Here is a 22,903-nt window from a genome sequence, read left to right as displayed (position 1 = left end):
TTGTGTTTGCGCCGCATGAGCAGCAAATCCCGAAGGGAGAGCGATCCTTGCAGGAAGTTGAACCAAACACGCAAGCAGCCCGCTCATTATGTTCGCGCCGCATGAGCAGCGAATCCCAAAGGGAGAGCGATCCTTGCAGGAAGTTGAACCAAACACGCAAGCAGCCCGCTCATTATGTTCGCGCCGCATGGGCAGCGAATCCCGAAGGGAGAGCGATCCTTGCAGGAAGTTGCACCAAACACGCAAGCAGCCCGCTCATTGTGTTTGCGCCGCATGAGCAGCAAATCCCGAAGGGAGAGCGATCCTTGCAGGAAGTTGCACCAAACAAGCAAGCAGCCCGCTCATTGTGTTTGCGCCGCATGAGCAGCGAATCCCGAAGGGAGAGCGATCCTTGCGGGAAGTTGCACCAAACACACAAGCAGCCCGCTCATTGTGTTCGCGCCGCATGAGCAGCGAATCCCGAAGGGAGAGCGATCCTTGCAGGAAGTTGCACCAAACAAGCAAGCAGCCCGCTCATTGTGTTTGCGCCACATGAGCAGCGAATCCCAAAGGGAGAGCGATCCTTGCAGGAAGTTGAACCAAACACGCAAGCAGCCCGCTCATTATGTTCGCGCCGCATGGGCAGCGAATCCCGAAGGGAGAGCGATCCTTGCAGGAAGTTGCACCAAACACGCAAGCAGCCCGCTCATTGTGTTTGCGCCGCATGAGCAGCAAATCCCGAAGGGAGAGCGATCCTTGCAGGAAGTTGCACCAAACAAGCAAGCAGCCCGCTCATTGTGTTTGCGCCGCATGAGCAGCGAATCCCGAAGGGAGAGCGATCCTTGCGGGAAGTTGCACCAAACACACAAGCAGCCCGCTCATTGTGTTCGCGCCGCATGAGCAGCGAATCCCGAAGGGAGAGCGATCCTTGCAGGAAGTTGCACCAAACAAGCAAGCAGCCCGCTCATTGTGTTTGCGCCACATGAGCAGCGAATCCCCAAAGGGAGAGCGATCCTTGCGGGAAGTTGCACCAAACAAGCAAGCAGCCCCGCTCATTGTGTTCGCGCCGCATGAGCAGCAAATCCCGAAGGGAGAGCGATCCTTGCAGGAAGTTGCACCATCAAAGCACGCATGAAATCATTCGTCCCTGCGCCAACATTCCAGCGTTCCCGCAGGGAGAAAGCGCTCCTAGCACCAAAGTACCTGGGAGAAGAAGCGCCTCACCCAATCATTCCACAAACTTGCGGGTGTCCAGAGGGCAGAGCCCTTGGGGCCCTCCCTTGGAAGGGAGGGTTTGGGTGGGTTCGTTAGCTAGCACAGCTTTCGCATTCCTCAATCGTCAGCGCACGGCTGCGCACATAGTACGTTGTCTTGATGCCGGCTTTCCAGGCATGCAGGTGCAGGTCCAGGAATTCCGATGCCCGGATGTCAGGACGAACATACAGGTTGAAGCTTTGCGCCTGGTCCACATGACGTTGACGGGCAGCAGCCATTTTAATGGACCAATGCTGGTCGATCAGGAAGGCTGTTTTGTAATACCAGATTGTTTTTTCAGACAGATCCGGAGCCGGGTTGGCTACTTTATATGTCGTCTTTTCTTCATAAGACAGCAGCTCATACAGCGGGTCGATGCTTGCCGTAGAACCGGCAATGATCGACGTGGAGCCGTTCGGTGCGATCGCGAACATCCACGCGTTGCGGACGCCATTCTCTTGAACTTCCTTCTGCAGCTCGCGCCACTGCTCGGTCGTTACGAATTTACCTTCATGCTCGCCGTCGGTGTAACCGCGGAACGTAAAGTATTCGCCGCTTTCCCAGGCAGAGCCTTTGAATTTCGGATAGTGGCCTTTTTCCTTGGCCAGCTCCATGCTGGACTTCACGAGCAGGTAATTGATGTGTTCGTACAGATTATCATTGTATTCAACCGCTTCGTCGGATTCCCAGCGGATGCCTTCGAGAGCCAGCAGATGATGCAGGCCGAAGGTGCCGAGTCCGACAGCGCGGTACTGGCTGTTCGTATATTGAGCTTGCAGCACTTCGATATTGTTGATGTCGATTACGTTGTCCAGCATGCGAACCTGGATCGGTACGAGCCGCTCCAACACGCCGGCAGGCACTGCACGCGCCAAGTGAATGGAGTTCAGGTTGCAGACAACGAAATCGCCAGGGATTTTCGAAATCACGATCCGGGTTTGGCCGTCTTTGGTGACGAGCTCTTCTTGCTCAACCACGGTTGGCGACTGGTTCTGCATGATTTCCGTGCACAGGTTCGAAGAGTAGATCATGCCGTGTGCGGAGTTCGGGTTCGCACGGTTTACCGTATCGCGGTAGAACATGTACGGAGTTCCGGTCTCCAGCTGGGATTTCATGATCCGCTTCATAATATCGATCGCTTGTACGGTAATGCGCGGCAGGTTCGGATTCGCCAAGGCCTCCGCATATTTCTCGCGGAACGCGCCTTGACCCGGCGTTTGATCGTAGAAGTCCTCAAGACCGAGCGGGCGGCCGTTCTCATCTTTCCAGCCCATGATCTTCTTCACTTCATGCGGGCAGAACAGGCTCCATTCTTCACGGGCTTCAACAGCCTCCATGAACAGGTCAGGCAGACATACGCCGTGGAACACGTCATGGGCTCTCATGCGCTCATCGCCGTTGTTCAGCTTCAGATCAAGGAAGGACAAAATGTCCTTGTGGAACACGTCCAGATAGACCGCAATGGCGCCTTTGCGTGTGCCGAGCTGGTCAACGCTCACCGCCGTGTTGTTCAGCTGGCGGATCCAAGGGATGACGCCGGAGCTGGTGTTCTTGTGGCCGCGGATATCGGAGCCGCGTGCGCGGACCTTGCCGAGGTAGACGCCGATGCCGCCGCCCATTTTGCTAAGACGGGCTACGTCGGTGTTGGAATCGAAGATGCCTTCCAGGGAATCGTCAACGGTGTCGATGAAGCAGCTGGAGAGCTGGCCTGCGACCTTCTTGCCGGCGTTGGACATCGTTGGCGTTGCGGCCGTCATGTACAGATTGCTCATTGCCCAGTACGCTTCCTTAACAAGCTCGAGGCGTTTGTCTTCAGGCTCCTGGTGCATGAGGAACATGGCAATGACCATGTAGCGCTCCTGCGGGAGCTCCATCACGCGCCCGTCGAAATCCGTTGCAAGGTAACGCTCGGCCAGCGTCAAGAGACCGATGTAATCGAACAGCAGGTCGCGGCTTGGATCAATGCACTCGCCAAGCTCCTCGATTTGCTCCTTCGTGTAGCAGGTCAGAAGGTCTTCACGATAGATGCCCTTCTGGACGAGCTCCGTAATGAGCGGATAGAAAGCGCCGTAAGGCTCTTCCGGATAGGCTTTGTAGCGGCGGTTGTGGGCCGCTTTTTTATATAAAGATGTCAGGAATGAACGAGCCGCCGCAAATTTCCAGTCAGGCTCTTCCTTGGATACGAGCTCAAGCGCGGACATCGTGAAGGCATTGCTGATTTCCTCGCCGGTAACTTGCTCACCGCGGAGTTTGGAATTCACGCCTCGAAGCAGGCGCTCCTTGTCTAGCATGTCCAATCCCTTCAGGATCCGGTCGGCATAGACGGAGAGGCGAATTTCATCAAAGGCAAGCTGACGGTTGTTTGGTTTAACTACGAGCTGGGGCATACAAAAATCCTCGCTTTCTTTGGGGGAAATTGAAAAAAGAACATGAAAAAAACATTTTCTAAAACCTAAGGGCAGGCTTGAAAATGTCCGTGCGCTGTGGATGGTTTGAATAAAGCTGACATAAGCCCATATTTGGGCATGATGTTATGTACAGACGCAAGTTTCACGAACACATCCCTATAACCCCGTAGGTCGGTGTCTGAAGTATACAGGCAGGTCTCCTGACTTAGGCCGTACATATTCGGCGTCTTCCCAAAGTTCGCTTTCGGGGAACTTCAGTGACGTATTGCCAAACTGCCGGCAGCTGCATATGCATAACAGCCCCGAGGCCTTTACAGTGGCGGGTCCGTGATGGATTTTCACCATGCTTCCCTATTAAGCCGGGCTGCCTGATAGGCTAGCGCGGCACCTGTATACACTATATTTGGTTGTCGTTAATCTAATGTAACCCAATATCTTGTATCTGTAAACCAATTTCTTAAAAATAAACGCAAGGAGAATTATAGCAAACGGACAGGTAATATGCTAGTTGGCCAACCGTCAAAACCGCTCAAGATTCCATGGATTGTGACCAAATGCGACGGTTTTTGCGCGGATTCCGCATCGGTTGCGTTTTGACAACGGATCGTATGACCCATATAAAAATTTGATCTTGGACATACAAGATATTGTGTGTTGACGACTTTGCGAAATTTTGAAAAGACGCCCCGGAATTGATATGATATCTATATCGGATTCAACCACGTTGTGGATGAATGGAATGCTTCGAGGGAGGTTATTGTGATGGCAATTGCAGAAGTAACGGTCATTCCGATCGGAACGGCAACGACCAGCTTAAGCTCATATGTGGCGGAAATGCAGCGTATATTGAAGCAACAGGAGGGAATTACGTACGAATTGACTTCGATGAGCACGATTATTGCAGGGGAGCTCCCTATGATTTGGCGTGCGATCGAGGCGTTGCACGAGGCGCCGTTCTTGTCGGGTGCTAAGCGGGTATCCACCTCTGTCAAAATCGACGACCGGCGCGACCGGGCATCCTCAAGCAAGCAGAAGATCCAATCGGTGCAGGAGAAATTAGGCGGGTAATGCAACCCCTCCTATAGGGTGTTTTTTCCATTAATGAGGGGCTTGCATTTTCCCGCCGAAGGAATATAATATATTTTGTTGTTCCAAAAACGAATGACAACTTCAACAAATTCGCTGGTGTAGCTCAGGGGTAGAGCAACGCACTCGTAATGCGTAGGTCGGGGGTTCAATTCCCTTCACCAGCATCCTTAGAAAGTCAATAACGGCGCGGTTTTCCGAGTTTTCGGAGACGGCGTCTTTTTCGTGTTTTTGGCCGATCTTTTACCATTTTTCTACCCTTTTAGCCAATTGAAGTGGGTTTTTCGCCATCAATTAGGGATTCAATATCCTTTTGAAAAATAAGTTCTAGACTAACACACAGTAACCTAAACAGCGGCAGCCAAGAATGAAAAAATAAAGTCATAGACCGCCGCTGTTTATCGAACTATCGTCCCCTTAGGTCGCTGGACCAACCGCAAAACTAAACTGGAACGTAGGTCAACCTGATCACCTGCTCGCCAATGCGATCGCTTGCCACGAGGCGCAGGGGCGGACGCGGTCCGGCGAAGAACGGCTTGCCGTGACCCAGCACGACGGGATGGAGATAGAGTCGATACTCATCAACGAGACCGAGCTCCGTTAGACTGTGCGCCAACTCCGGCCCGGCAACTTCAATGTCCCCTTCATGCTGAGCCTTCAGCCCCCGTATGGCCGCTGAGAGGTCGCCCTCGATCAGAGAAGCGTTCGGTCCGACGGACTTTAACGTCCTCGACACCACCCACTTCGGTTTGCTTTGCCACGCAGCTGCGTATTCCCGTTCCTGCGCATCCCATTCAAAAGGGTCTTCGTCCCAATATCGCATAGTCTCATACATACGGCGCCCGTACAGCATACCCGTCAGACCGCGCACGTCTTCGATGAAATGAAGGAATAGCATGGGGTCGCGCTGAAGTGCCATGTGGTCGACGAACCCGTCCAGAGACTGATTCAACGCGAAAACGATTTTTGCCATGTGATTGACTCTCCTCCCTGTTTTTCTTGCACATTCATCATCAGGATTACACGTTCCATATGCAGCCTCCTCTATGTCTAAAATTTTATCATCCAACGGCATGCCCGGTTTCTCATGGATTGCTAATGTGGCACAGCCCGACCGAATACAACTTTAGCTTAGACGATTCAACCATATATCCCGATTTACATTGCTGATGCTATATCATTGATTTCAACTATAAAATCCGAATACCCATTAAAAATCCCCGAAGTATTAGCTCACGGGCTTCAGTCTTCTAACAGAACTTCTAACAAATCTTCTAACGGCCAAGAAATACTTCGAGAACCTTAAACGGATTATGGCGCATAAAAGCCCATAACTAATAGACCTCCGGAACCCTGTAGAACCTTTCCGAAACCTACGGTGTCGCACTTGTAATGCGTAGGTCGGGGGTTCAATTCCGCGTTTTTTTATTTCCTGCAGGGGCGTGATAGTTCGTGAAATGAATTAAATGGTTGATCAGAAATCTATCTCCATGATACATTCGCACATTCTGAATATTATTGCCGAAATGTCCAGTCTAAGGGCGTCTATGCTCATAAACTGTACTATTCCAAAATGCGAGGAGGTAAATATCAGTGGGTTATGAAAAGCCTTGTTACAACGGCTACGGGAATGCAGTAGGTATTGTTCTGGTTTTATTTATTCTCTTGGTTATTATCTTGGGAACTTTTTGGATTTAATCACACAACGGCAAGAAAAACATTGTAAATTTGTTTAGAATTCATTCATCTCTGTTGTGATGTCATGTCAAACTCATGGATCATCCCTTTGGTTTGGGGGCGGCGATTTACCGTCCCCATGAAAGCTCTCCTACACGATAGTCAGCTTATTCGGAATGCCAAATACATAAGCAAGAGGCAAAATCATCGACAGAAAGCTTTTTCGACGTTGTTCAGGTTAGTAACTGCTTAAAAAGTAAGAGTATCGTCAATAGACCAGTCGCTTATAAACGCACAAGCATATATTGAGTTGAACGATTGGTGAAAGGAGGTTTTGTTTTGCCGATTTCCGACTTGTATAAACTTCAACCAAGTGCTCCAGTTACCGTAGATGGACATGAAGAAGAGAGTGTCAATTTAGCACTTCAAGCCTCACCCAACACCTCCGTTGGTGTCGTGCAGGGGACAGTGCTGCTGCCGAATGGAAATCCGATCCCCTTTGCCACAGTACAATTATATACTTCACAAGGGGTGCCATTTGAGCATGTTAACAGCAACCCTCAGGGGCAATATATCATACCAGATGTTCCAGTAGGCTCTTATCTAATCACTGCTGCTGAACCTGGTTATCTGACACCTGTCCGTATTCCGCTAACAGTTACCCAAGGCCGACCAACACAAGTATCGATTACTTTACAGCCAAACCCCGCAGCAACGAGAGGAGCATTGTTTGGCATCGTAAGGAACGTTTCGAATAATGAACCTGTGAATAATGCTTTGGTTAGTCTTTTTCAAATCAATGGGGGCACGGTTACTCCGATCGGAACCTTGACATCCAACGCATCCGGACAGTATTTGTTTGCTGAGCTTCCGGACGGTACCTATTTCGTTCAGGCTACCCTAGCCGGATTTTTATCAAGCCAAAGTGCCACTGTAACGATCCAAGGTCCTGAATATGCCCCCCCTTGACATCAACCTGACAGTCGATCCGGATGCAAATACAGGGACTGTAAGTGGTATCGTGACAGACCAAGCAACTGGAGCAGCGATACCCAATGCCCTAGTGGCGCTCTATAGGTTAAACGCAGGAGTGGAACAGATCATCCAGATTACGCGTACGAATCAAGGGGGGCTCTACCTATTTGGCGATTTGCCCCCGGGAACCTATCGTGTGAAAGGGACCGTTCAGGTGAATACAGGATGAAGGAGACTAAAATTCTTACAGGCAGTTCTGTTTTTTCAATCGGTGCTGAAGAAAGTAGATGGGTTCCGCTGGCGCTTAAGGGCAAGAATCATTCCGTTCGGCATGGATTCAGTCCCGTTCGAGTCACGTTTTGTTTGGTTGTCAGAAAAAAACGAACCGTCTATAAGCATCGGTTTCAGCTCTACATTCGCAGCAAAGCAGGTTGCAGAAACACAATAAAATGGAGCAGTAAAAGAGAGCGAAACTCATACCTAAAATACCGTAGAATATGCCCGGTAGACATCAAACTGGGGGTGTCGGTGAGGAATGAATAAACGGGTAAGCCGAAAGAAAACTAAAGCTGTTATATAAAACACATTTTTTAATCATCCGAATAAATTAAAGTGCTAAAGGTGTTCTTCGGCAATTAGAAGAACGTCTTTATTTTTTGTGGCTAGCTTCCATGTGATTTGAGCGTTGAAATGGACGCTCTTTCTATTTGGGGAGGCACCGGTCAGGCAGTGGAGGTACCAAGATAAGCGGGCTTCCGATTTGAAGATAAACGCGCCGCTCCCAAAGGGAACTAAAACGCAACGGGAAACCCCGACGAAATTTTCCTGTCCCAGCAGGATATCTGATGAGGAATTTTTGTGAATTAGCTCTTTAATTGATTTTTTGTTCTCCAGTAGCATATTGAAACATGCCATCCTCATACGCTCTGATAACATGACAATATAAACGGTTGTCTTGTAGTGTGCCGAAAGGTGGGAGATGGTTTGTCGGATCCTTTTGTAATCAGATCATTAGACGAAATACGTTTTTGGTCACGCATTATGAAAGAACATTCTTTATTTCTTCGACTTGGATTTAGGTGTGAAGATACGCAGTTAATTAATGAGGCTAACCAATTTTATGCAATATTTGAGGATATTGAAAGAAGAGCACATTCATATCAAGCAGATACGGATCCTGAAACCATTAGACAGTTTAATTCAGAAGTCCGCAATGCAGCTTCACACATTTGGGCATTTAAGAGAAAGGTCCTTGGGCTTATACTTAGGTGCCAGCTTCCTGGGGGAAACAATTTTCCCTTGCTTGTCGATCATGTTAGCCGGGAAGCAAATTACTTTAGAAATCGGTTGGAGGAACTCAATAGCGGGAGACTTGAACCATTGCCTGATGCGATTATTGATGAAAATGTCTTTTTCCTGAAAATAATGGCTGACCATGCAAAATTTATAGGTCATCTGCTTGATCCATCCGAGCGAAAATTAGTGGAACAGGCTAGAGAGTTTAGCCAAGAATTCGATACGTTGATGTTTCAAGCCATCGACTTAAGTTCCATGCGTCCACAATCGCAAACACATCCACTGCTTAGTCAATTTGTTGATGAAAACCGCGTTTCAGTCAAATCCTTGCGAGATTTTAAGAAGACTGCGCGCGATTTGATTGAGCAGTGTCGAATCAAAAGCATCATTCACCCTCTATTAGCAGATCACGTGTTTCGTGAAGCCGAACGATTCTTATTCATACTCGACATGTTCGACCGGTCATTGAGCGGCATGAAGGTAAACAAAAAAGAAATCCTGTTTTAATGTAAGGGAGGCCTTAAGTGATGGAAATACAAGTAACGGGATTTGTTGTTCATTCCGATGACTCCGGTTCCGGACATTCACATCAACTTTTTCTTACATCTTGGGATGGAAGGCCAGTTAACGTTCATGTTCATCCCTTTGAAGGAGATACATCCTTTGATGTTGGACATTACCATCATTACGTGGGTGTAACTGAACCAGCTCCGAGTGGTGTTCCACACGTCCATAACTATCATGCTCAAACATCGTTTAATGACCAGCACAAGCACATGATTAGAGGAACAACGGGTCCTGCCATTCCCTTGGCAGGTGGTGGGCACTATCATTATTTTGAAGGTTATACCACCGTTGATGGCAGAATCCCGCATGCTCATCGATATAGTGGAAATACAGGCAATGAATACGGCTGACCAGTGATTCGGTATAGATGCATTTTTTATGAGGTTGGTTCTAATGATCAGAAAAAGAAAAAGCTTGATCAACGAAAGAAAGCAAACACATATTTTCCTTTAGGGAAAGTGTTTGCTTTCTTTTTTTATTGAGGTAAAAAGATCGCCCAATCCAGAGCATTTACCATTCATTGAGATGTTTCACGGTTGATATTATGCATGATTGCACTGTAGAGAAAATCGGCTAACTCTTCATTGCCATATTGATTAAAATAGTTTTTGAATCGTGCATCGAATTTGTAAGTATGGGCAATGCAAGCCAGTAACTCTGCATCACAGGTCATGAATTGCATCAGATTATTTTTCCATTCCTCGATTAATCGCTGAACTTCATCGGAGGAAGGATCCTGATCGATACAAGACGCAATTCGTTTGAATATGTCCTCCATGGCTTGAAAGCTTTCCTCTTTATCATCCGGTGACAATTCTTCCAACGATTCATTAAACTCTTTATACGCCTCGGTTTCGCCATAAAAGAATCTCGCCTCATTTGCATACTGCTCTTTCAATGGCAGGACGGAAGTGCCGTTGAAGAGCTGCAAATCACTAATATCATTTCCCGAAACGTATTCTTCGAGAGCCGCCATGGTCGTTTCTAATCTTTCTTTTCTCAGTATTAAGGCTTGTCGCTGCTCCTTTAAGATTTGATTCTGCTCTTGCCTGGTCAGCTTTAAAATGTCCGCAATTTCTTTCAAGGAAAAATCCAATTCCTTTAGGAACAAAATCGTTTGAAGTTTTTCCAAACTGCTTTGTTCATATAGTCGATACCCTTTTTCCGTCAGATGTGTCGGTTTGAATAAATCAATTCTATCGTAATAATGCAAGGTCCGACTTGTAATGCCTGTAATCTGAACAATATCTTTAACCGCTAATAATGGTTTCTTCATCCCAGAATCCTTTTACTTCGTCCAGTATTTGAGCAGCAGGCGTGATAGTGGCCTCAAAAATCGTTCTTCCTGTTTTTCTTAAATAATATTGGATCAAATAATATCCGCAGGCGTATCCGGCACTATAAGGCATATTGACCGGTTGGGAATGTTGAAGCTTCGCGATCTCGTCACCGTAAAGATACGGAGCAATTTGATCAAACCCCGTTAACTGCAGCTGCTCTCTAAGCACAGGTTTTATCTGCCGGTTAAGCGTTTCTGCGTTTGTTTTCGTTACCCAAGGACCGAGCAATTCTTTCCCAAACATAAACGTAGCATAATTTTCAGCCAATCCTTCACTTACAATGAGCTCGCCCAAATTCACGGTGTGATCCCACTGGATAAATTGGTATCGCACATTATGGTTGCATTCGTGCGCCAGCGCAGCCTTCATTCGAGGCATCGTGTATTCATTTGGCAGGAGCGTACCCCAGATAAACCCCGGAATGCCACCAAAACCGCTATATCCTTCGTTTATGGTTAAGGCACGGTTTTCCGGATTCCCGAGTTGAATGGTAAACAAATAATCGGAAACGGGAAGATTTATATCGTGCTCAACAAATAGATTCAAGCTTTTCTTCACGGCATGCTCACACTCTAACCAAAAGGCTTCGGACGAAATCAGCTCGATCTCTGCCGAAATCTGCGGGCTAATCTGATGAGGGGCTCGATGCATCATACTATTAAACGTAATCACGTCAAAACCGTTGGCCTCTTCAGCTTTAAAAGGGAGCTGTTGAATTTGCCACTGCTTCATAAAGGGAGCCATCATTTCGTTTCTGAATAATTCTAGCTTTTCCTCGGGCGGAGCTTGGGCAACTTTTTGATAAATTTTGTCTGAACGCAGTGTTTGTATGTTCATATCTTTCACTCCTAGTTTTGTTTTCATAGCGAGATTATGCACTATGACCTAACGTCATAGTCAAGCGCTTTGAATCAAATCATGAAAAATTAGGTAAAGACGTACCCCGATGCATTCATCTTCCAGCTCCCCGTGCAATAAAAAAACGGAAGCCGCGTATCGTTCGATCGCTGCTCCGTTCTGTGCGAGGTTATTCGTCTAATGGTTGAGAATCATGAATACTTTGATCATTCTTAGAATGCAAGCGCTTGTTTACAAGCAGAATTGCCTGATCCATTGTTTGTTTGATAATGGCAGCGGCAGGTCGGGCTTTAGCCAACCTCAAGCCTTGTCCAGCCCAGAGTGACATATACTCCGGGTTGTTTGCCATTGCCGCAGCTTGCCTAATATCCCGTGTCATGACATGCTGAATGGGATAGGAGGGGATCTTGCCGGGATACATATGCATACCGCGTATGAATTCTGTACGAATACCGCGCGCTGCTTTGCCTGAGTAAGCACATGTAATTACGGTAGCGTCCTCGTTTGCCGAAAGTATCTTTTGTTTGTACGTAGGATGTGCGCCACTCTCTGTACAGGCCAGGAAAGCAGTGCCCATTTGAACCGCTGCTGCTCCTAAAGCAAGGCTGGCTACGAGACCCCGTCCATCCATGATCCCCCCTGATGCAATCACGGGAATCGAAACATGATCACAAATTTGGGGAACCAGAGCCATGAGTCCTATTAAAGCATCGGAGCCGTTCTTCAGAAATGTTCCTCGGTGTCCCCCTGCTTCGCTGCCCTGCGCTACAATAGCGTCAACCCCCGATAGCTCCAATTGTATAGCTTCATCTACTGTCGTAGCAGTACCCATTACAAATGTTCCACGCTGCTTCATACTTTGAATAACACCCGGTGATGGTATACCAAACGTGAAACTAAAAACGGGAACGCGCTCCTCCAGCAGTACTTGCACCTGCTCTTCAAACGATTCCGAATATTGGGGAAGTGGTGGATTTTGCGGGATTCCAAGCTCCTTACGGCAGGAGTTCAGGTATTCAGCCATTTTGGCAATGGTTTCTTCGGATTCCTCCGGTTGCTCCAGGACAAATAAATTCACTCCGAAAGGCCGGTCGGTTAACGCTCGGATCTTACGGATGGCATGACGGAGTTGTTCAGGGGTTAAATATCCGGCCCCTAGGTTGCCTAGTCCACCTGCGTTTGAAACGGCTGCGACTAACTCAGGAATCGTTGGCCCGCCTGCCATCGGTGCCTGAAAGATCGGATAGCGAATGTTGAGCTTGCTTGTGATCGCTGTTTCAAACATTTTTAATGCCTCCTGTTAATCATGCATATTTCGTGCCTCCATATGGCGAGGACATGTTTAGCTTATAACTGCAGATTAAGGTTGAGCTTAGATTGAGCGCCACCTGGGCATCCATTACGAAACACGGATGATAAAACGTAAGTAAGATTACTGCTTATTTTACCTGCCTTCACATATCAAGTAAAATGAATCTAAATGATGTTTAACATTAAAAATTTTAATGCCTAATACGGAGGTATGCAGTGGACATCCGGGACATGCAGATTTTTTTGGCTGTAGCCAATGAGGGGAGCTTTACCCGAGCAGCCGAGAAGTTAGAATACGTTCAGTCAAGCATAAGCATTAGGATTCAGCAGCTTGAAAGCGAACTAAACACAGAACTGTTTCATCGCGGTCGTCAGGGAGTTCGGCTCACATCATCCGGAGAGGCGCTTAAATCTTATGCTGAAAAAATTATTTTCCTTACCCAAGAAGCAGAGCGGGTCGTATCCGATCGTTCAATCCCTCGGGGGCCTCTTCGAATCGGATCGCTTGAAACCACAACGGCGATTCGGCTTCCATCGATTCTCGCTGAATACCATCATTCATATCCCGACGTCGATTTAGTACTCAGAACGGGGACGACGGAGGAGCTTGTCCATTCGGTACTGAAATACGAGCTGGACGGAGCTTTTGTGTCCTCACCAGGTGAGCATGCAGAGCTTGAAACCGTAGAAGTTGGGGCTGAGGAACTTGTTCTCCTATCAGGCGGGCAAACTGACCCGATCCATCGGCCGGAACATCTACGCCATCTGACCATATTGGTATTTCGTGTTGGATGTCATTACCGTCGTATACTCGAGGATTGGCTGCATGCAAAGGGTGTTTCCGCGAAAATCATGGAATTCGGAACTTTGGAGGGGATTCTGGGATTTATTCATGCCGGGCTTGGCGTTTCGCTGCTGCCTCGGTCGGTAATCGAAAGAGCCATGATGAAATATAACTTACAATCACACAACATCTCGGATGAGTTCCTCAGAACACCTACATTGTTTATACGGCGTAAAGACACCTTTAAAACAGCAGCGGTATCCGAATTCATTAGGATTTCCAAAGAAAGATTCAACGATATTTAATAAACAAGACGTAGAGATCGCGGATTTCCCGGCTATGGGAGCCGCGTCTTATCGCCATTATTGCAGTAGTAGGCATATTCTACCAACTGGTGGTTGTGAGGTTCATAAAAAGCATAGAGGAAATTATGTCTAAGAGCGGAGCAGGCAAGTTTTTTATCTTTCACTAATCCAGCTTTAAGCTTCCTTTAAGATTCGAGAACTATGATAAAGACACCCCTTACAATAGATTGGAAGCCCCGCCGAGTGAGCATCGGCGGGGCTTCTTCGCGTATAGGGCTTATGCAGCGGATCAGGCCTTCTTACACAACAATCTTATAATCCCAGCAATCGGGTGATGTAGGCGGTCACGGCCTGGTCTTGGAATGCCTGCCAGTTATCAAATGGTGTGTGCTCCGCCATGAACCGGCTAATCGAGGAATGCTGAATGAAGCGGTCGAAATCCTCGTCGGTTGTTCCTTGATATCCGGCGGACTTCAGAAGCTCTCCAATGGAGGGAAATCCGGTATGCCGCTGCACGAAAGCATCCGTGAACACTTCCTCAACGGGCACTTCCTGCTGCATCTCGGACAGCTTCGAGGCGTTATCCCGAATTTCCTGCAGCTTCTCTTCATTAAGCCCATCCAATGGGTTTATCTCCGTATTCATGATGTGCACCTCCGGTAAGATCACGCAGCGATGGCGTACGTGGTATTGATCCATTCATTATATCTACGAGTTTATAAATATCCGACTTCGATTTTTATGCATAAGGTGGTTGTTATGTGTTGGGAAGGTCAGCTTTTTTGCTTATTTAACCTCATGAACCATCATCAGAATCAACGGAAGCGTTAGAATCTCCTTTCATGACCGATCTACATGACAGACTGTTGTCAATGATCCATATACTATACCACTGGCTGCTTGCGCCGGGAAGGAACTTTATAATCATTCTTTACCTAGGAAAGGCCGGGTTTATCATGTAAACTGGTAATGATTTACTGGTGAGCGGCTTGATCCGATCATGGCTTCGTAAAGGTCGACATCCATATTGGTTGCATAATGGGGGTGGGCACTGTGCCCAAAAAAGAAAAGATATCCATGTCCTGGCTCCTGCGGTACTTGAGTCCGGTCAAGGGAAGGCTGATCATTCTGCTCGTCATGCTGCTGACATCAAGCGGTCTGCAGCTATTGAATCCGCAGATCGTGAAGCGGTTCATCGACACGGCAGCGGGCGGAGGGCTGCTTGGCACCCTGCTGCAGCTGGCAGGGCTGTTTCTGATTGTCGCCGTTGTTAATCAGCTGATTACGGTGGCGGTCAGCTATTTAGGCAACGACATTTCCTGGCGGGCGACGAACCGGCTGCGCGGAGATCTGCTGAAGCATTGCCTCCGCTTGGATATGCGGTTTCATAATACGAAAACGCCCGGCGTCATGATCGAACGCGTGGACGGCGATGTGACCAGCATCTCCAATTTTTTCGCGATGTTCATCGTGCAGGTTATCGGCAGCTTCGTGCTTCTCGCCGGCATATTAGGATTCATGTTTACGGTCAATCTGCCGATTGCCATTGTCATGACCGTCTTCACGCTGCTGTCGATTATGTTTATGGTGATCATCCGCAACCTGGGCGTTCAATCGTCCAAGAACGAGCGCGAAGCAAGCGCATCCCTGTTCGGGCTGATTGAGGAGCGCATTGCCGGGATCGAGGATGTGCAGGCAAATGGTAACGTACCGTATGTGATGAACCGGTTTTACCGTTTGATGCGGGCCGTGTTCCTGAAAGGGCGGAAGGCCTGGATGCTTCGCGTCATCCCTTGGAACACCACGGTTATCCTGTTCGCGCTTGCGGTCACGGGCGTGCTTCTGCTCGGAGTTCGCTACTATCTCATCGGCGAGATCAGCCTCGGGACGTTGTTTCTCATCTATCAATACACGCAGATGCTGAACGATCCGATTGAGATGCTGGGCGACCAGGTGCAGGAATTTCAAAAAGCCAAGTCCGGCATGCTCCGCTCCAGGGAACTGCTCTCGAATCGCAGCGAGATTGTAAACGGGAAGAAGGAACAGCTGCCGGAGGGGCCCCTCGGCCTGGAGTTCGAGCGGGTGAACTTCAGCTACAACGAGGATAAGCCTGTCCTGAAGGACATTACGTTTACCGTGAAGCCAGGGGAGCGCCTCGGCATCATCGGACGCACCGGAAGCGGAAAGTCGAGCCTGAGCCGGGTGCTGCTGCGGCTGTACAATATCGACGGCGGGGTCATTCGCGTGGGCGGCACGGATATTACGGAGCTGACGCTCCCGGCCCTGTACCGGCGGGTCGGGATGGTGACGCAGGACGTTCAGCTGTTCGACGGCACGCTCCGCGACAACTTGACGCTGTTCGATGCCGGCGTATCGGATGACTTCATCCTGGAAACGACGGAGCGGCTTGGACTTCGTCAATGGATTGATGCGCAGCCGGAAGGGCTGGACACCCATCTATCGACGGGAGGGTCATCCTTGTCTGCCGGGGAAGCCCAACTGTTCGCGTTAACGCGAGTCTTTCTGACACAGCCGAGTCTCGTCATTCTGGATGAGCCTTCCTCGCGCCTGGATGCAGCCACGGAGACGATGCTGCAGGCGGCTGTGGATCAGCTGATGCGTCAATGCACGGGAATAATTATTGCGCACCGGCTGGCAACGCTGGAGCAGGTGGATAAAATCATGGTGCTCGGCGACGGACGCATCCTGGAATTCGGGGAGCGTGAGGCGCTGGCCCAGGATCCGTCTTCCCATTATGCCAGACTGCTGACGACAGGCAGAGAGGAGGAGCTTGCATGACGGTAGCCGGTTTTATCGGGCGATTGTTTCGTTTCCGCCCCGCATTGTTTTTGATTAACGGCGTCTTGTGGTGCGTATTCCACTCTTTGCCGCTGTTGATCGGGCTCGGGATGCAGTGGTTCTTCGACCGGGCGACTGCAAGCTCCGGGGCTGCCGACTACCTGTGGCTGGCTGTGCCGCTGATTTTTATTGCGGCTGTGCGGGTCGCGAGAGTCGGGACTTTCTTCGCCGCGTTCTATGAATGGGTAACCTATATCTACCACATTCAGGCGATTCTGCGCACGAATATGCTGGCCGGCATTATGCGCTGGCCGGGGCGGAATCTGCCCGCTTCGCCGGGCGAGGCGATGAGCCGCTTCCGCGATGACGTGGATGAGGTTGTCGAATATGTCGAGTCCTGGGTGGATTTCTGGGGCCGTCTCGTATTTGCATTGGTGTCCGTTGTCATTATGGCGAGCATTAACTGGAAAATCATGCTGGTCGCGGTGCTGCCGCTGGTCATCGTAACGCTGCTGAACAATCTGTCCGGCAACCGGGCGCGGAGATACGGTCAGAAGAACCGGGAAGCGACCGGTAGAATCACGAGTTTTATCGCGGAGACCTTCGGCGCGGTTCAGGCGCTCAAGCTCGGCCAGGCTGAGGATCACGTGCATGAGCGCTTTACGAAGCTGAACGAGGAGCGCCGCCAGGCAGCGCTCAAGGATAATCTGTTCAAGCAGTGGATGCGGTCGCTGAACCAGCATGTGCTCAGCATTTGCACAGGATTAATCCTGCTGATGTGCGCTGCGGAAATGCAGGCCGGACGGTTTAGCGTCGGCGACTTCGCCTTGTTCACGAGTTATTTGGCGAACATCGGATTCAGCATTTCCTTATTTGGTTACATGGTGTTCCAGCATAAGCGGCTGAAGGTATCCTTCGACCGGATGCGGATGCTGTTCCGGCCGGGCGAAGAGGACCGGCTCATTGAAGCGCGGGAAACGTACCTGAACGGGGAGCCGCCGGAACTGCAGGAGCCCGTCAGGGATCCGAAGCTGCAGCTTAAGGAGCTTACGGTGAGCGGGCTAACTTACCGGTATCCGGGTTCCGAGAGCGGAATATCGGATATCAGCTTCCGGCTTGAGCGCGGCAAGTTCCTGGTGGTTACAGGGCGGATCGGTGCGGGCAAGTCCACGCTTGTGCGGACCCTGCTCGGTCTGCTGTCGAAGCAAGAGGGGGCAATCAGCTGGAACGGCACGGAGGTGGATCCCGCTGTGTTCCTGGTTCCGCCGAGAGCCGCCTATACGCCGCAGGTGCCGCGTTTGTTCAGCGATACCTTGAGGGAGAACATCGTCCAGGGCAAAAGAGACCATGCGGACGAGGCGTTGAATCGCGCAATCCGTCTCGCCGTTATGGAGAAGGATATCCAGGACCTCGACCAGGGCCTCGAGACCTTCGTCGGCCCGCGGGGCGTCATGCTCTCGGGAGGACAGATCCAGCGTGCGGCTACGGCGCGCATGCTAATGACGGGGGCGGATCTGTATATTTTCGATGACCTGTCAAGCGCGCTGGATGTCGAGACGGAGCAGCAGGTATGGGAGGGGCTCTTCCAGGAAAGCGATGTTACCTGCATCGCGGTATCGCACCGGAGGGCGGCGCTCGCCAAAGCGGATCATATCATCGTCATGAAGGACGGCCGGATTGAGGCGGAAGGCACGTTATCCGAGCTGCTCGCGACAAGCGAAGAAATGAGGCTGCTGTGGGCGGGAGAACAAACGGCCGCGGAGCGTGAAGAGCCGAAGGTCACGGTAAGCGAAAAAGTCGTTCTCAGGTAACGAACGCAACACGTAAGATTTTATTGGAATTGGGAATTGGCAAGAAGAAGATGACGCGTACCCGTATAATACGGGGCGCGTCTTTTTTTATGTGGTCGGGCAAGGGCTGAAGCGGAAGCAAGGATCGATCAAGTTGTGCTATATCCATCCGCTTCTTCTCAAAAACTCTGAATATTCCACCTCCTGTCCCGCATACCTTGATAGTAGAGGAAGAGTACGTTAAGTAACCCTAAGTACCCAAGCGAAATTCTTCATTACGCATTGGGTGCTTGGCAGCTATGGACGGTTAACAGTGGCGCAGAGACTGCTTGGCATGCCTCAAAAATGCACTCAGAAATGCAAAGAATCAAACAATGACAGCCAAATAAAGGCTTGGTTAGCGGGACTGCACAAGGTAGGGGGTTACAGGGCATGAGTCCAAGCAAATCGATAGATTCCGAGAATAGGATGTAGTAGAAAGACATCAGAGGAAGGGTAGGGATATGCCATGGAATGGAGCATTATTGCACAGATGATCGACCCGAGGCTGTCCTTGGTAGTTGTCGCCTGCTGGGTCATCGGCTACGTGCTCAAGCAAACGCCAAAGGTTCCGAATTGGAGCATCATCTATGTCGTTATCGTGGTATCCATTTTGTTCACGGCAGGCCTTATAGGCTGGAGCGTTGAAAATATCATACAAGGTATTATCGCGGGCGCATTTGCCGTATTCGGCCATCAGGCTGTAAAGCAGACGGCAGAGGCGATTTCCGGAAAGAAGAAGTAAATGCCCGGCTTATCTTCGAGTACTCCAAGCGATTAGAGGCGGATATACGGCTTGGAGGCATAAGGACTGATAAAAAATCCAGCTCTTCTTCCTAAACAGCATCGGACAAGCAGACGAGGGAGGAATCGTTACGGGCGGGTGTCAAACGCAATCTGGGTAATCGCTCGAATCCCGGGAAGAAATGCTTCGTGCACCGAAGCATTTCTTCCCACAAAAAAGAAGGTGTTTCCTAAGATCTATCGATCTTATGGGGCACCTTCTTGTGTTATGCTCGGCATTTTTAGACTGTAATAAGGTAATGAGAATTACGGGACTGCCTCATAAAATCCTTACATGCGCTGAAACATAGCCGTATCCCGGCTGTAGTGGCTGACCAGACCGGTTTCTTCATTCCGGACACGGACTACGTCGGGCGTATAGCATTCGATGTATCCACGCTCAACCTCCACATACACGCTGGCGGGATCCTCTTCCCATACGGATACGAGCGTTTCCGACAGCGCAGCTGCAAAGAAATGAACGTCTTGCGACAAGTACCTACTATTTCGTTCTATATTCATTGTTTATCCCCTTGAGTGTTATTTTTCGGACAAAATCCGGCCGACCAATTCGTTCATGCCCTTCCAGGAATCCTTCAGGATGAATTCATGCTGAATATGCGCATTCCATGGACGCGGGATAAGGATCGTCTGCTTCCCCGCTTCCCTTGCCGCAATCGCGTTATGCGGACCGTCGTCGATCAGGAGATCGAACTCTACTAAATATTTGCGTTTGGCGACGAAAAAATTATCGAACGGTATAAACGGCATATGCGTCTGCAGCCATTTCCATTTCTCGGGCACGGAGGACGGGCGGGCAGCCGTAATGATAATGACGTCATAATCGTGCGTCATCCGCTCGACTTCGTCAATGGTATATTCATCAAAAATGTCGAGCTCCTCATATAAACCGGGCTTTCCGAAGAAGAAATCCTCCGAGCATTCGGGATGCCAGATTTCACTCAGGTTGTAGTCCGTAATCTGATCCAGCGTAAGCTGCAGGTCTTTATACTGTAAATTATGATAGTGAATGGCTTTGGGAATCAGGTGGCAGATCGTGTCATCCATATCAATCGCTACGATTTTTTTACTCATATCTCTATTATTCTCCCATAATCCGGAACCGGAATAAATATGATTTTCCCGTAATTGTAACGGACTGGATGAGCAATGGCAAACCATTCATTATTTTTTGGTCTTTTCCTTCAATTAAGACAGTACATGTCATGATTCATTCTTATAATGGAAGCACATTACAGGGCATAGGAGGATTTTAGGATGTCACATTCGTTTATCGACATTCAGGGAGCAAGGGAGAACAACCTGAAGAACGTGTCACTGCAAATTCCGAAGCGGAAAATCACGGTGTTTACCGGCGTGTCCGGTTCCGGCAAATCATCGATCGTGTTCGATACAATCAGCGCGGAGGCCCAGCGCCAGCTGAACGAGACCTTTACCGCATTCGCCCGCAATCGCCTTCCTCGGCATAAGCAGCCGGATGTCGATTCGATCGATCATCTGTCCACGGCCATCGTCATCGATCAAAAGCGGCTGGGCGGCAATTCCCGGTCGACGCTTGGAACGATTACGGATCTGTATTCGATTCTGCGGCTGCTGTTCTCCAGAGTGGGGAAGCCGTTCATCGGGTATTCCAACGCGTTCTCGTTTAATGACCCGCAAGGGATGTGCCCGGAATGCCAGGGGATCGGCAAGAAGGTCGAGCTGGATCTTAATAAGCTTCTGGATCCGTCGAAATCGCTGAACGAGGGAGCGGTGCTGTTCCCGATCTTTTCGGTAGACAGCTGGTATTTAAGAAACTACACGTATTCCGGTTTCTTTGATAATGACAAGAAGCTCTCGGACTATACCGACGAGGAGTGGGAGCTGCTGCTGTACGGCAAGGATCGCAAGGTGTCGTTTCCGTCCAAGGGCGGGCCGATCGAAGCCGAATTTGAAGGGCTCGTTCATAAATTTAATCGGCTCTACATTCAGCGGGACAGCAGCGAGCTGTCCGAACGGACGATGAACCATGTCAAAAATTTCATCACGCACGCCCCTTGCCCGTTATGCAAAGGGACCCGGCTCAGCCAAGCGGCTTTAAGCTGCCGGATCAACGGCTACAATATTGCTGAGTGCACGGCGATGGAGATCCCGGAATTGAAGAAGGTCATTGAGAGCATTCGGGAGCCGAGCGCGCAGACGATGGTGGACAGCTTAACCGAACGGCTGCAGCATTTGATCGATATGGGTTTGGATTACCTGACCTTGAATCGGGAGACGACCACCTTGTCCGGCGGCGAGTCCCAGCGGGTCAAGATGGTCCGTCATCTGGGCAGCAGCTTAACCGATATGATGTATGTCTTCGATGAGCCGAGCGTCGGGCTCCATCCGCGGGATGTGCAGCGACTGAACGGGATGCTGCGCAAGCTGCGCGATAAAGGGAACACGGTGCTGGTCGTGGAGCATGACCGGGATGTGATCGAAATCGCCGATCATGTGGTGGATGTCGGGCCTTACGCGGGAACCCGTGGGGGAGAGATTGTTTTTCAAGGAACGGTGGAAGAGCTGTACAGCCAGGAGGACACCTTAACCGGGCGCTTCATGAAGCAGAGCTTGCCGATTAAAACAAGCTTCCGAAAGCCCTCCGGCCATATGAGGATTTCCGGCGCGAACGTGCATAATTTGAAAAACGTGACGGTCGATATTCCGGAAGGCGTGCTGACGGTTGTCACTGGGGTAGCAGGGTCGGGCAAAAGCTCGCTCATTCACCATGCCTTCCTGCCGGAGCATCCCGAAGCGATTGTCATTGACCAGTCTGCCGTAAGCACCTCGATTCGCTCGAATCCGGCCACCTACACCGGAATCATGGACGATCTTCGGAAACGGTTTGCCAAGGCGAATGGACAGAGCCCGTCGCTGTTCAGCTTCAATTCGAAGGGAGCCTGCCCGGAATGCCAAGGGTTGGGCTTTATCTACACGGACTTGGCCTTTATGGAAGGCGTTGTGTCGCCATGCGAAACATGCGAGGGACGACGCTTCAGGGACGAGGTGCTCCAATACAAGCTGAATGGCAAAAGGATCACCGAGGTGCTGGATATGACGGTGCTGCAGGCGCTGGATTTTTTCGAAAACAAGGAGATCATCCTTCGTCTCCAGGCGCTGCATGATGTCGGGCTGCATTATTTGACGCTTGGTCAGCCGCTCAGCACCCTCTCCGGGGGAGAGAATCAGCGCATCAAGCTGGCGAGCGAGCTGCACAAGCAGGGCAAGGTGTACGTGATGGACGAGCCGACGACCGGGCTGCATATGTCCGATGTCGGGCATTTGATCGAAATCATGAACCGGCTGGTGGATAACGGTAGCTCGGTGATCGTCATCGAGCATAATCTGGACGTCATCCGGCAGGCGGATTGGATTATCGATATGGGGCCGGAGGGCGGCAGCCGGGGCGGAACGGTTGTGTTCGAGGGTACACCTGCGCAGCTGGTGAAGGCGAAGCATTCGCTCACCGCCAAGTATGTGGTGTGATTAATCATCCTTAAGACCTGCGATGCTGGAGTTGTCCTAAACCGTGGTGTTTACTGCTGCGGGGCAGCTCTTTTTCAGTAAGTCCCCCAGCAGCTCCGATTCAGGAGGCCCCCCAACGTCTCCG

The 22,903-nt window shown here is 50.0% G+C and carries 19 protein-coding genes, 1 tRNA gene and 1 riboswitch; of the genes, 11 read left to right on the top strand and 9 right to left on the bottom strand.

All coding sequences use genetic code 11. The features are described from left to right. Positions 1-1,286: 1,286 nt before the first annotated feature. Positions 1,287-3,620, bottom strand: coding sequence for a ribonucleoside-diphosphate reductase subunit alpha (locus MKX76_RS19895; protein ID WP_007130467.1), 2,334 nt, complete (start codon positions 3,618-3,620; stop codon positions 1,287-1,289). Between the two features lie 194 nt (positions 3,621-3,814). Continuing rightward, positions 3,815-4,048, bottom strand: a riboswitch (cobalamin riboswitch). A 355-nt stretch (positions 4,049-4,403) separates the two neighbouring features. Here MKX76_RS19895 and MKX76_RS19890 point away from each other — a divergent pair. Together MKX76_RS19890 and MKX76_RS19885 are read left to right on the top strand one after the other, a co-directional pair. Then, positions 4,404-4,709: an MTH1187 family thiamine-binding protein gene (locus MKX76_RS19890; RefSeq protein WP_251536017.1), complete on the top strand. Its 306-nt coding sequence runs from the start codon at positions 4,404-4,406 to the stop codon at positions 4,707-4,709. 113 nt (positions 4,710-4,822) lie between these two features. After that, a tRNA-Thr gene (locus MKX76_RS19885) sits at positions 4,823-4,894 on the top strand. A 275-nt stretch (positions 4,895-5,169) separates the two neighbouring features. Here the strand turns inward: MKX76_RS19885 and MKX76_RS19880 are convergent. After that, entirely contained in the window at positions 5,170-5,700 is a 531-nt protein-coding gene (locus MKX76_RS19880) for a dihydrofolate reductase family protein (protein ID WP_210094203.1), read from the bottom strand. A gap of 1,043 nt (positions 5,701-6,743) precedes the next feature. Here MKX76_RS19880 and MKX76_RS19870 point away from each other — a divergent pair. Beyond that, complete coding sequence (locus MKX76_RS19870; RefSeq protein WP_251536014.1) at positions 6,744-7,373, top strand: carboxypeptidase-like regulatory domain-containing protein; 630 nt, start codon at positions 6,744-6,746, stop codon at positions 7,371-7,373. Beyond that, the gene (locus MKX76_RS19865; protein WP_251536012.1) at positions 7,360-7,608 is read left to right on the top strand and encodes a carboxypeptidase-like regulatory domain-containing protein; all 249 of its coding nucleotides are present in this window, start codon (positions 7,360-7,362) and stop codon (positions 7,606-7,608) included. The genes MKX76_RS19870 and MKX76_RS19865 overlap by 14 nt, the downstream gene beginning before the upstream one ends. A 386-nt stretch (positions 7,609-7,994) precedes the next feature. Here the strand turns inward: MKX76_RS19865 and MKX76_RS19860 are convergent, their stop codons facing one another. Next, positions 7,995-8,279: a hypothetical protein gene (locus tag MKX76_RS19860; protein ID WP_251536010.1), complete on the bottom strand. Its 285-nt coding sequence runs from the start codon at positions 8,277-8,279 to the stop codon at positions 7,995-7,997. Positions 8,280-8,363: 84 nt separating this feature from the next. On the opposite strand from MKX76_RS19860, the gene MKX76_RS19855 reads away from it, so the two are divergent. Both MKX76_RS19855 and MKX76_RS19850 read left to right on the top strand, forming a co-directional pair. Beyond that, positions 8,364-9,182: a DUF2935 domain-containing protein gene (locus MKX76_RS19855; RefSeq protein ID WP_028407332.1), complete on the top strand. Its 819-nt coding sequence runs from the start codon at positions 8,364-8,366 to the stop codon at positions 9,180-9,182. Between the two features lie 20 nt (positions 9,183-9,202). Beyond that, complete coding sequence (locus MKX76_RS19850) at positions 9,203-9,592, top strand: YmaF family protein (protein ID WP_007130461.1); 390 nt, start codon at positions 9,203-9,205, stop codon at positions 9,590-9,592. Between the two features lie 167 nt (positions 9,593-9,759). Here MKX76_RS19850 and MKX76_RS19845 read toward each other — a convergent pair whose 3' ends face one another. The 3 genes from MKX76_RS19845 to MKX76_RS19835 form a co-directional block, all read right to left on the bottom strand. Beyond that, a complete protein-coding gene (locus tag MKX76_RS19845; RefSeq protein WP_341034500.1) occupies positions 9,760-10,518 on the bottom strand; it encodes a MerR family transcriptional regulator in 759 nt (252 codons plus the stop codon). Continuing rightward, a complete protein-coding gene (locus MKX76_RS19840) occupies positions 10,493-11,419 on the bottom strand; it encodes a DUF2268 domain-containing protein (RefSeq protein WP_341034499.1) in 927 nt (308 codons plus the stop codon). Before MKX76_RS19840 ends, MKX76_RS19845 begins: the two co-directional genes overlap by 26 nt. 190 nt (positions 11,420-11,609) lie before the next feature. Further along, entirely contained in the window at positions 11,610-12,725 is a 1,116-nt protein-coding gene (locus MKX76_RS19835; protein WP_341034498.1) for an NAD(P)H-dependent flavin oxidoreductase, read from the bottom strand. 242 nt (positions 12,726-12,967) lie between these two features. Here MKX76_RS19835 and MKX76_RS19830 point away from each other — a divergent pair, with 242 nt between their 5' ends. Further along, a complete protein-coding gene (locus tag MKX76_RS19830) occupies positions 12,968-13,840 on the top strand; it encodes a LysR family transcriptional regulator (RefSeq protein WP_144872337.1) in 873 nt (290 codons plus the stop codon). 312 nt (positions 13,841-14,152) lie between these two features. Here the strand turns inward: MKX76_RS19830 and MKX76_RS19825 are convergent, their stop codons facing one another. Then, positions 14,153-14,485, bottom strand: a complete 333-nt coding sequence (locus MKX76_RS19825; protein ID WP_144872333.1) for a hypothetical protein — start codon at positions 14,483-14,485, stop codon at positions 14,153-14,155. A gap of 408 nt (positions 14,486-14,893) precedes the next feature. Here MKX76_RS19825 and MKX76_RS19820 point away from each other — a divergent pair, with 408 nt between their 5' ends. The 3 genes from MKX76_RS19820 (at position 14,894) to MKX76_RS19810 (ending at position 19,213) form a co-directional block, all read left to right on the top strand. After that, the gene (locus MKX76_RS19820) at positions 14,894-16,639 is read left to right on the top strand and encodes an ABC transporter ATP-binding protein (protein ID WP_007130455.1); all 1,746 of its coding nucleotides are present in this window, start codon (positions 14,894-14,896) and stop codon (positions 16,637-16,639) included. Continuing rightward, positions 16,636-18,450 (top strand): ABC transporter ATP-binding protein, encoded by a 1,815-nt coding sequence (locus MKX76_RS19815; protein WP_210094197.1) that lies wholly within the window; start codon positions 16,636-16,638, stop codon positions 18,448-18,450. The genes MKX76_RS19820 and MKX76_RS19815 overlap by 4 nt, the downstream gene beginning before the upstream one ends. 487 nt (positions 18,451-18,937) lie before the next feature. Beyond that, on the top strand, positions 18,938-19,213 hold the full coding sequence (locus MKX76_RS19810; RefSeq protein WP_007130453.1) for a phage holin family protein: 276 nt from the start codon (positions 18,938-18,940) through the stop codon (positions 19,211-19,213). A gap of 329 nt (positions 19,214-19,542) precedes the next feature. Here the strand turns inward: MKX76_RS19810 and MKX76_RS19805 are convergent, their stop codons facing one another. Together MKX76_RS19805 and MKX76_RS19800 are read right to left on the bottom strand one after the other, a co-directional pair. Beyond that, the gene (locus MKX76_RS19805) at positions 19,543-19,773 is read right to left on the bottom strand and encodes a hypothetical protein (RefSeq protein ID WP_007130452.1); all 231 of its coding nucleotides are present in this window, start codon (positions 19,771-19,773) and stop codon (positions 19,543-19,545) included. Between the two features lie 18 nt (positions 19,774-19,791). After that, a complete protein-coding gene (locus MKX76_RS19800; protein ID WP_210094196.1) occupies positions 19,792-20,346 on the bottom strand; it encodes a 5' nucleotidase, NT5C type in 555 nt (184 codons plus the stop codon). Positions 20,347-20,529: 183 nt separating this feature from the next. Here MKX76_RS19800 and MKX76_RS19795 point away from each other — a divergent pair, with 183 nt between their 5' ends. Then, on the top strand, positions 20,530-22,779 hold the full coding sequence (locus MKX76_RS19795; protein ID WP_210094195.1) for an ATP-binding cassette domain-containing protein: 2,250 nt from the start codon (positions 20,530-20,532) through the stop codon (positions 22,777-22,779). Positions 22,780-22,903 lie beyond the last annotated feature (124 nt).

The organism is Paenibacillus sp. FSL R5-0810 (genome assembly GCF_038002285.1).
Taxonomy (GTDB): Bacteria; Bacillota; Bacilli; order Paenibacillales; family Paenibacillaceae; genus Paenibacillus_AQ; species Paenibacillus_AQ lactis.
This window is presented reverse-complemented; position numbering and strand designations above follow the sequence as displayed.

Bases quoted from the DNA above. Each gene is read 5' to 3' on its own strand.
- MKX76_RS19895 (WP_007130467.1), bottom strand. From the start codon at position 3,620: ATGCCCCAGCTCGTAGTTAAACCAAACAACCGTCAGCTTGCCTTTGAT.
- MKX76_RS19890 (WP_251536017.1), top strand. From the start codon at position 4,404: ATGGCAATTGCAGAAGTAACGGTCATTCCGATCGGAACGGCAACGACC.
- MKX76_RS19880 (WP_210094203.1), bottom strand. From the start codon at position 5,700: ATGGCAAAAATCGTTTTCGCGTTGAATCAGTCTCTGGACGGGTTCGTC.
- MKX76_RS19865 (WP_251536012.1), top strand. From the start codon at position 7,360: ATGCCCCCCCTTGACATCAACCTGACAGTCGATCCGGATGCAAATACA.
- MKX76_RS19860 (WP_251536010.1), bottom strand. From the start codon at position 8,279: ATGCTACTGGAGAACAAAAAATCAATTAAAGAGCTAATTCACAAAAAT.
- MKX76_RS19850 (WP_007130461.1), top strand. From the start codon at position 9,203: ATGGAAATACAAGTAACGGGATTTGTTGTTCATTCCGATGACTCCGGT.
- MKX76_RS19845 (WP_341034500.1), bottom strand. From the start codon at position 10,518: ATGAAGAAACCATTATTAGCGGTTAAAGATATTGTTCAGATTACAGGC.
- MKX76_RS19840 (WP_341034499.1), bottom strand. From the start codon at position 11,419: ATGAACATACAAACACTGCGTTCAGACAAAATTTATCAAAAAGTTGCC.
- MKX76_RS19835 (WP_341034498.1), bottom strand. From the start codon at position 12,725: ATGTTTGAAACAGCGATCACAAGCAAGCTCAACATTCGCTATCCGATC.
- MKX76_RS19825 (WP_144872333.1), bottom strand. From the start codon at position 14,485: ATGAATACGGAGATAAACCCATTGGATGGGCTTAATGAAGAGAAGCTG.
- MKX76_RS19815 (WP_210094197.1), top strand. From the start codon at position 16,636: ATGACGGTAGCCGGTTTTATCGGGCGATTGTTTCGTTTCCGCCCCGCA.
- MKX76_RS19810 (WP_007130453.1), top strand. From the start codon at position 18,938: ATGGAATGGAGCATTATTGCACAGATGATCGACCCGAGGCTGTCCTTG.
- MKX76_RS19805 (WP_007130452.1), bottom strand. From the start codon at position 19,773: ATGAATATAGAACGAAATAGTAGGTACTTGTCGCAAGACGTTCATTTC.
- MKX76_RS19800 (WP_210094196.1), bottom strand. From the start codon at position 20,346: ATGAGTAAAAAAATCGTAGCGATTGATATGGATGACACGATCTGCCAC.
- MKX76_RS19795 (WP_210094195.1), top strand. From the start codon at position 20,530: ATGTCACATTCGTTTATCGACATTCAGGGAGCAAGGGAGAACAACCTG.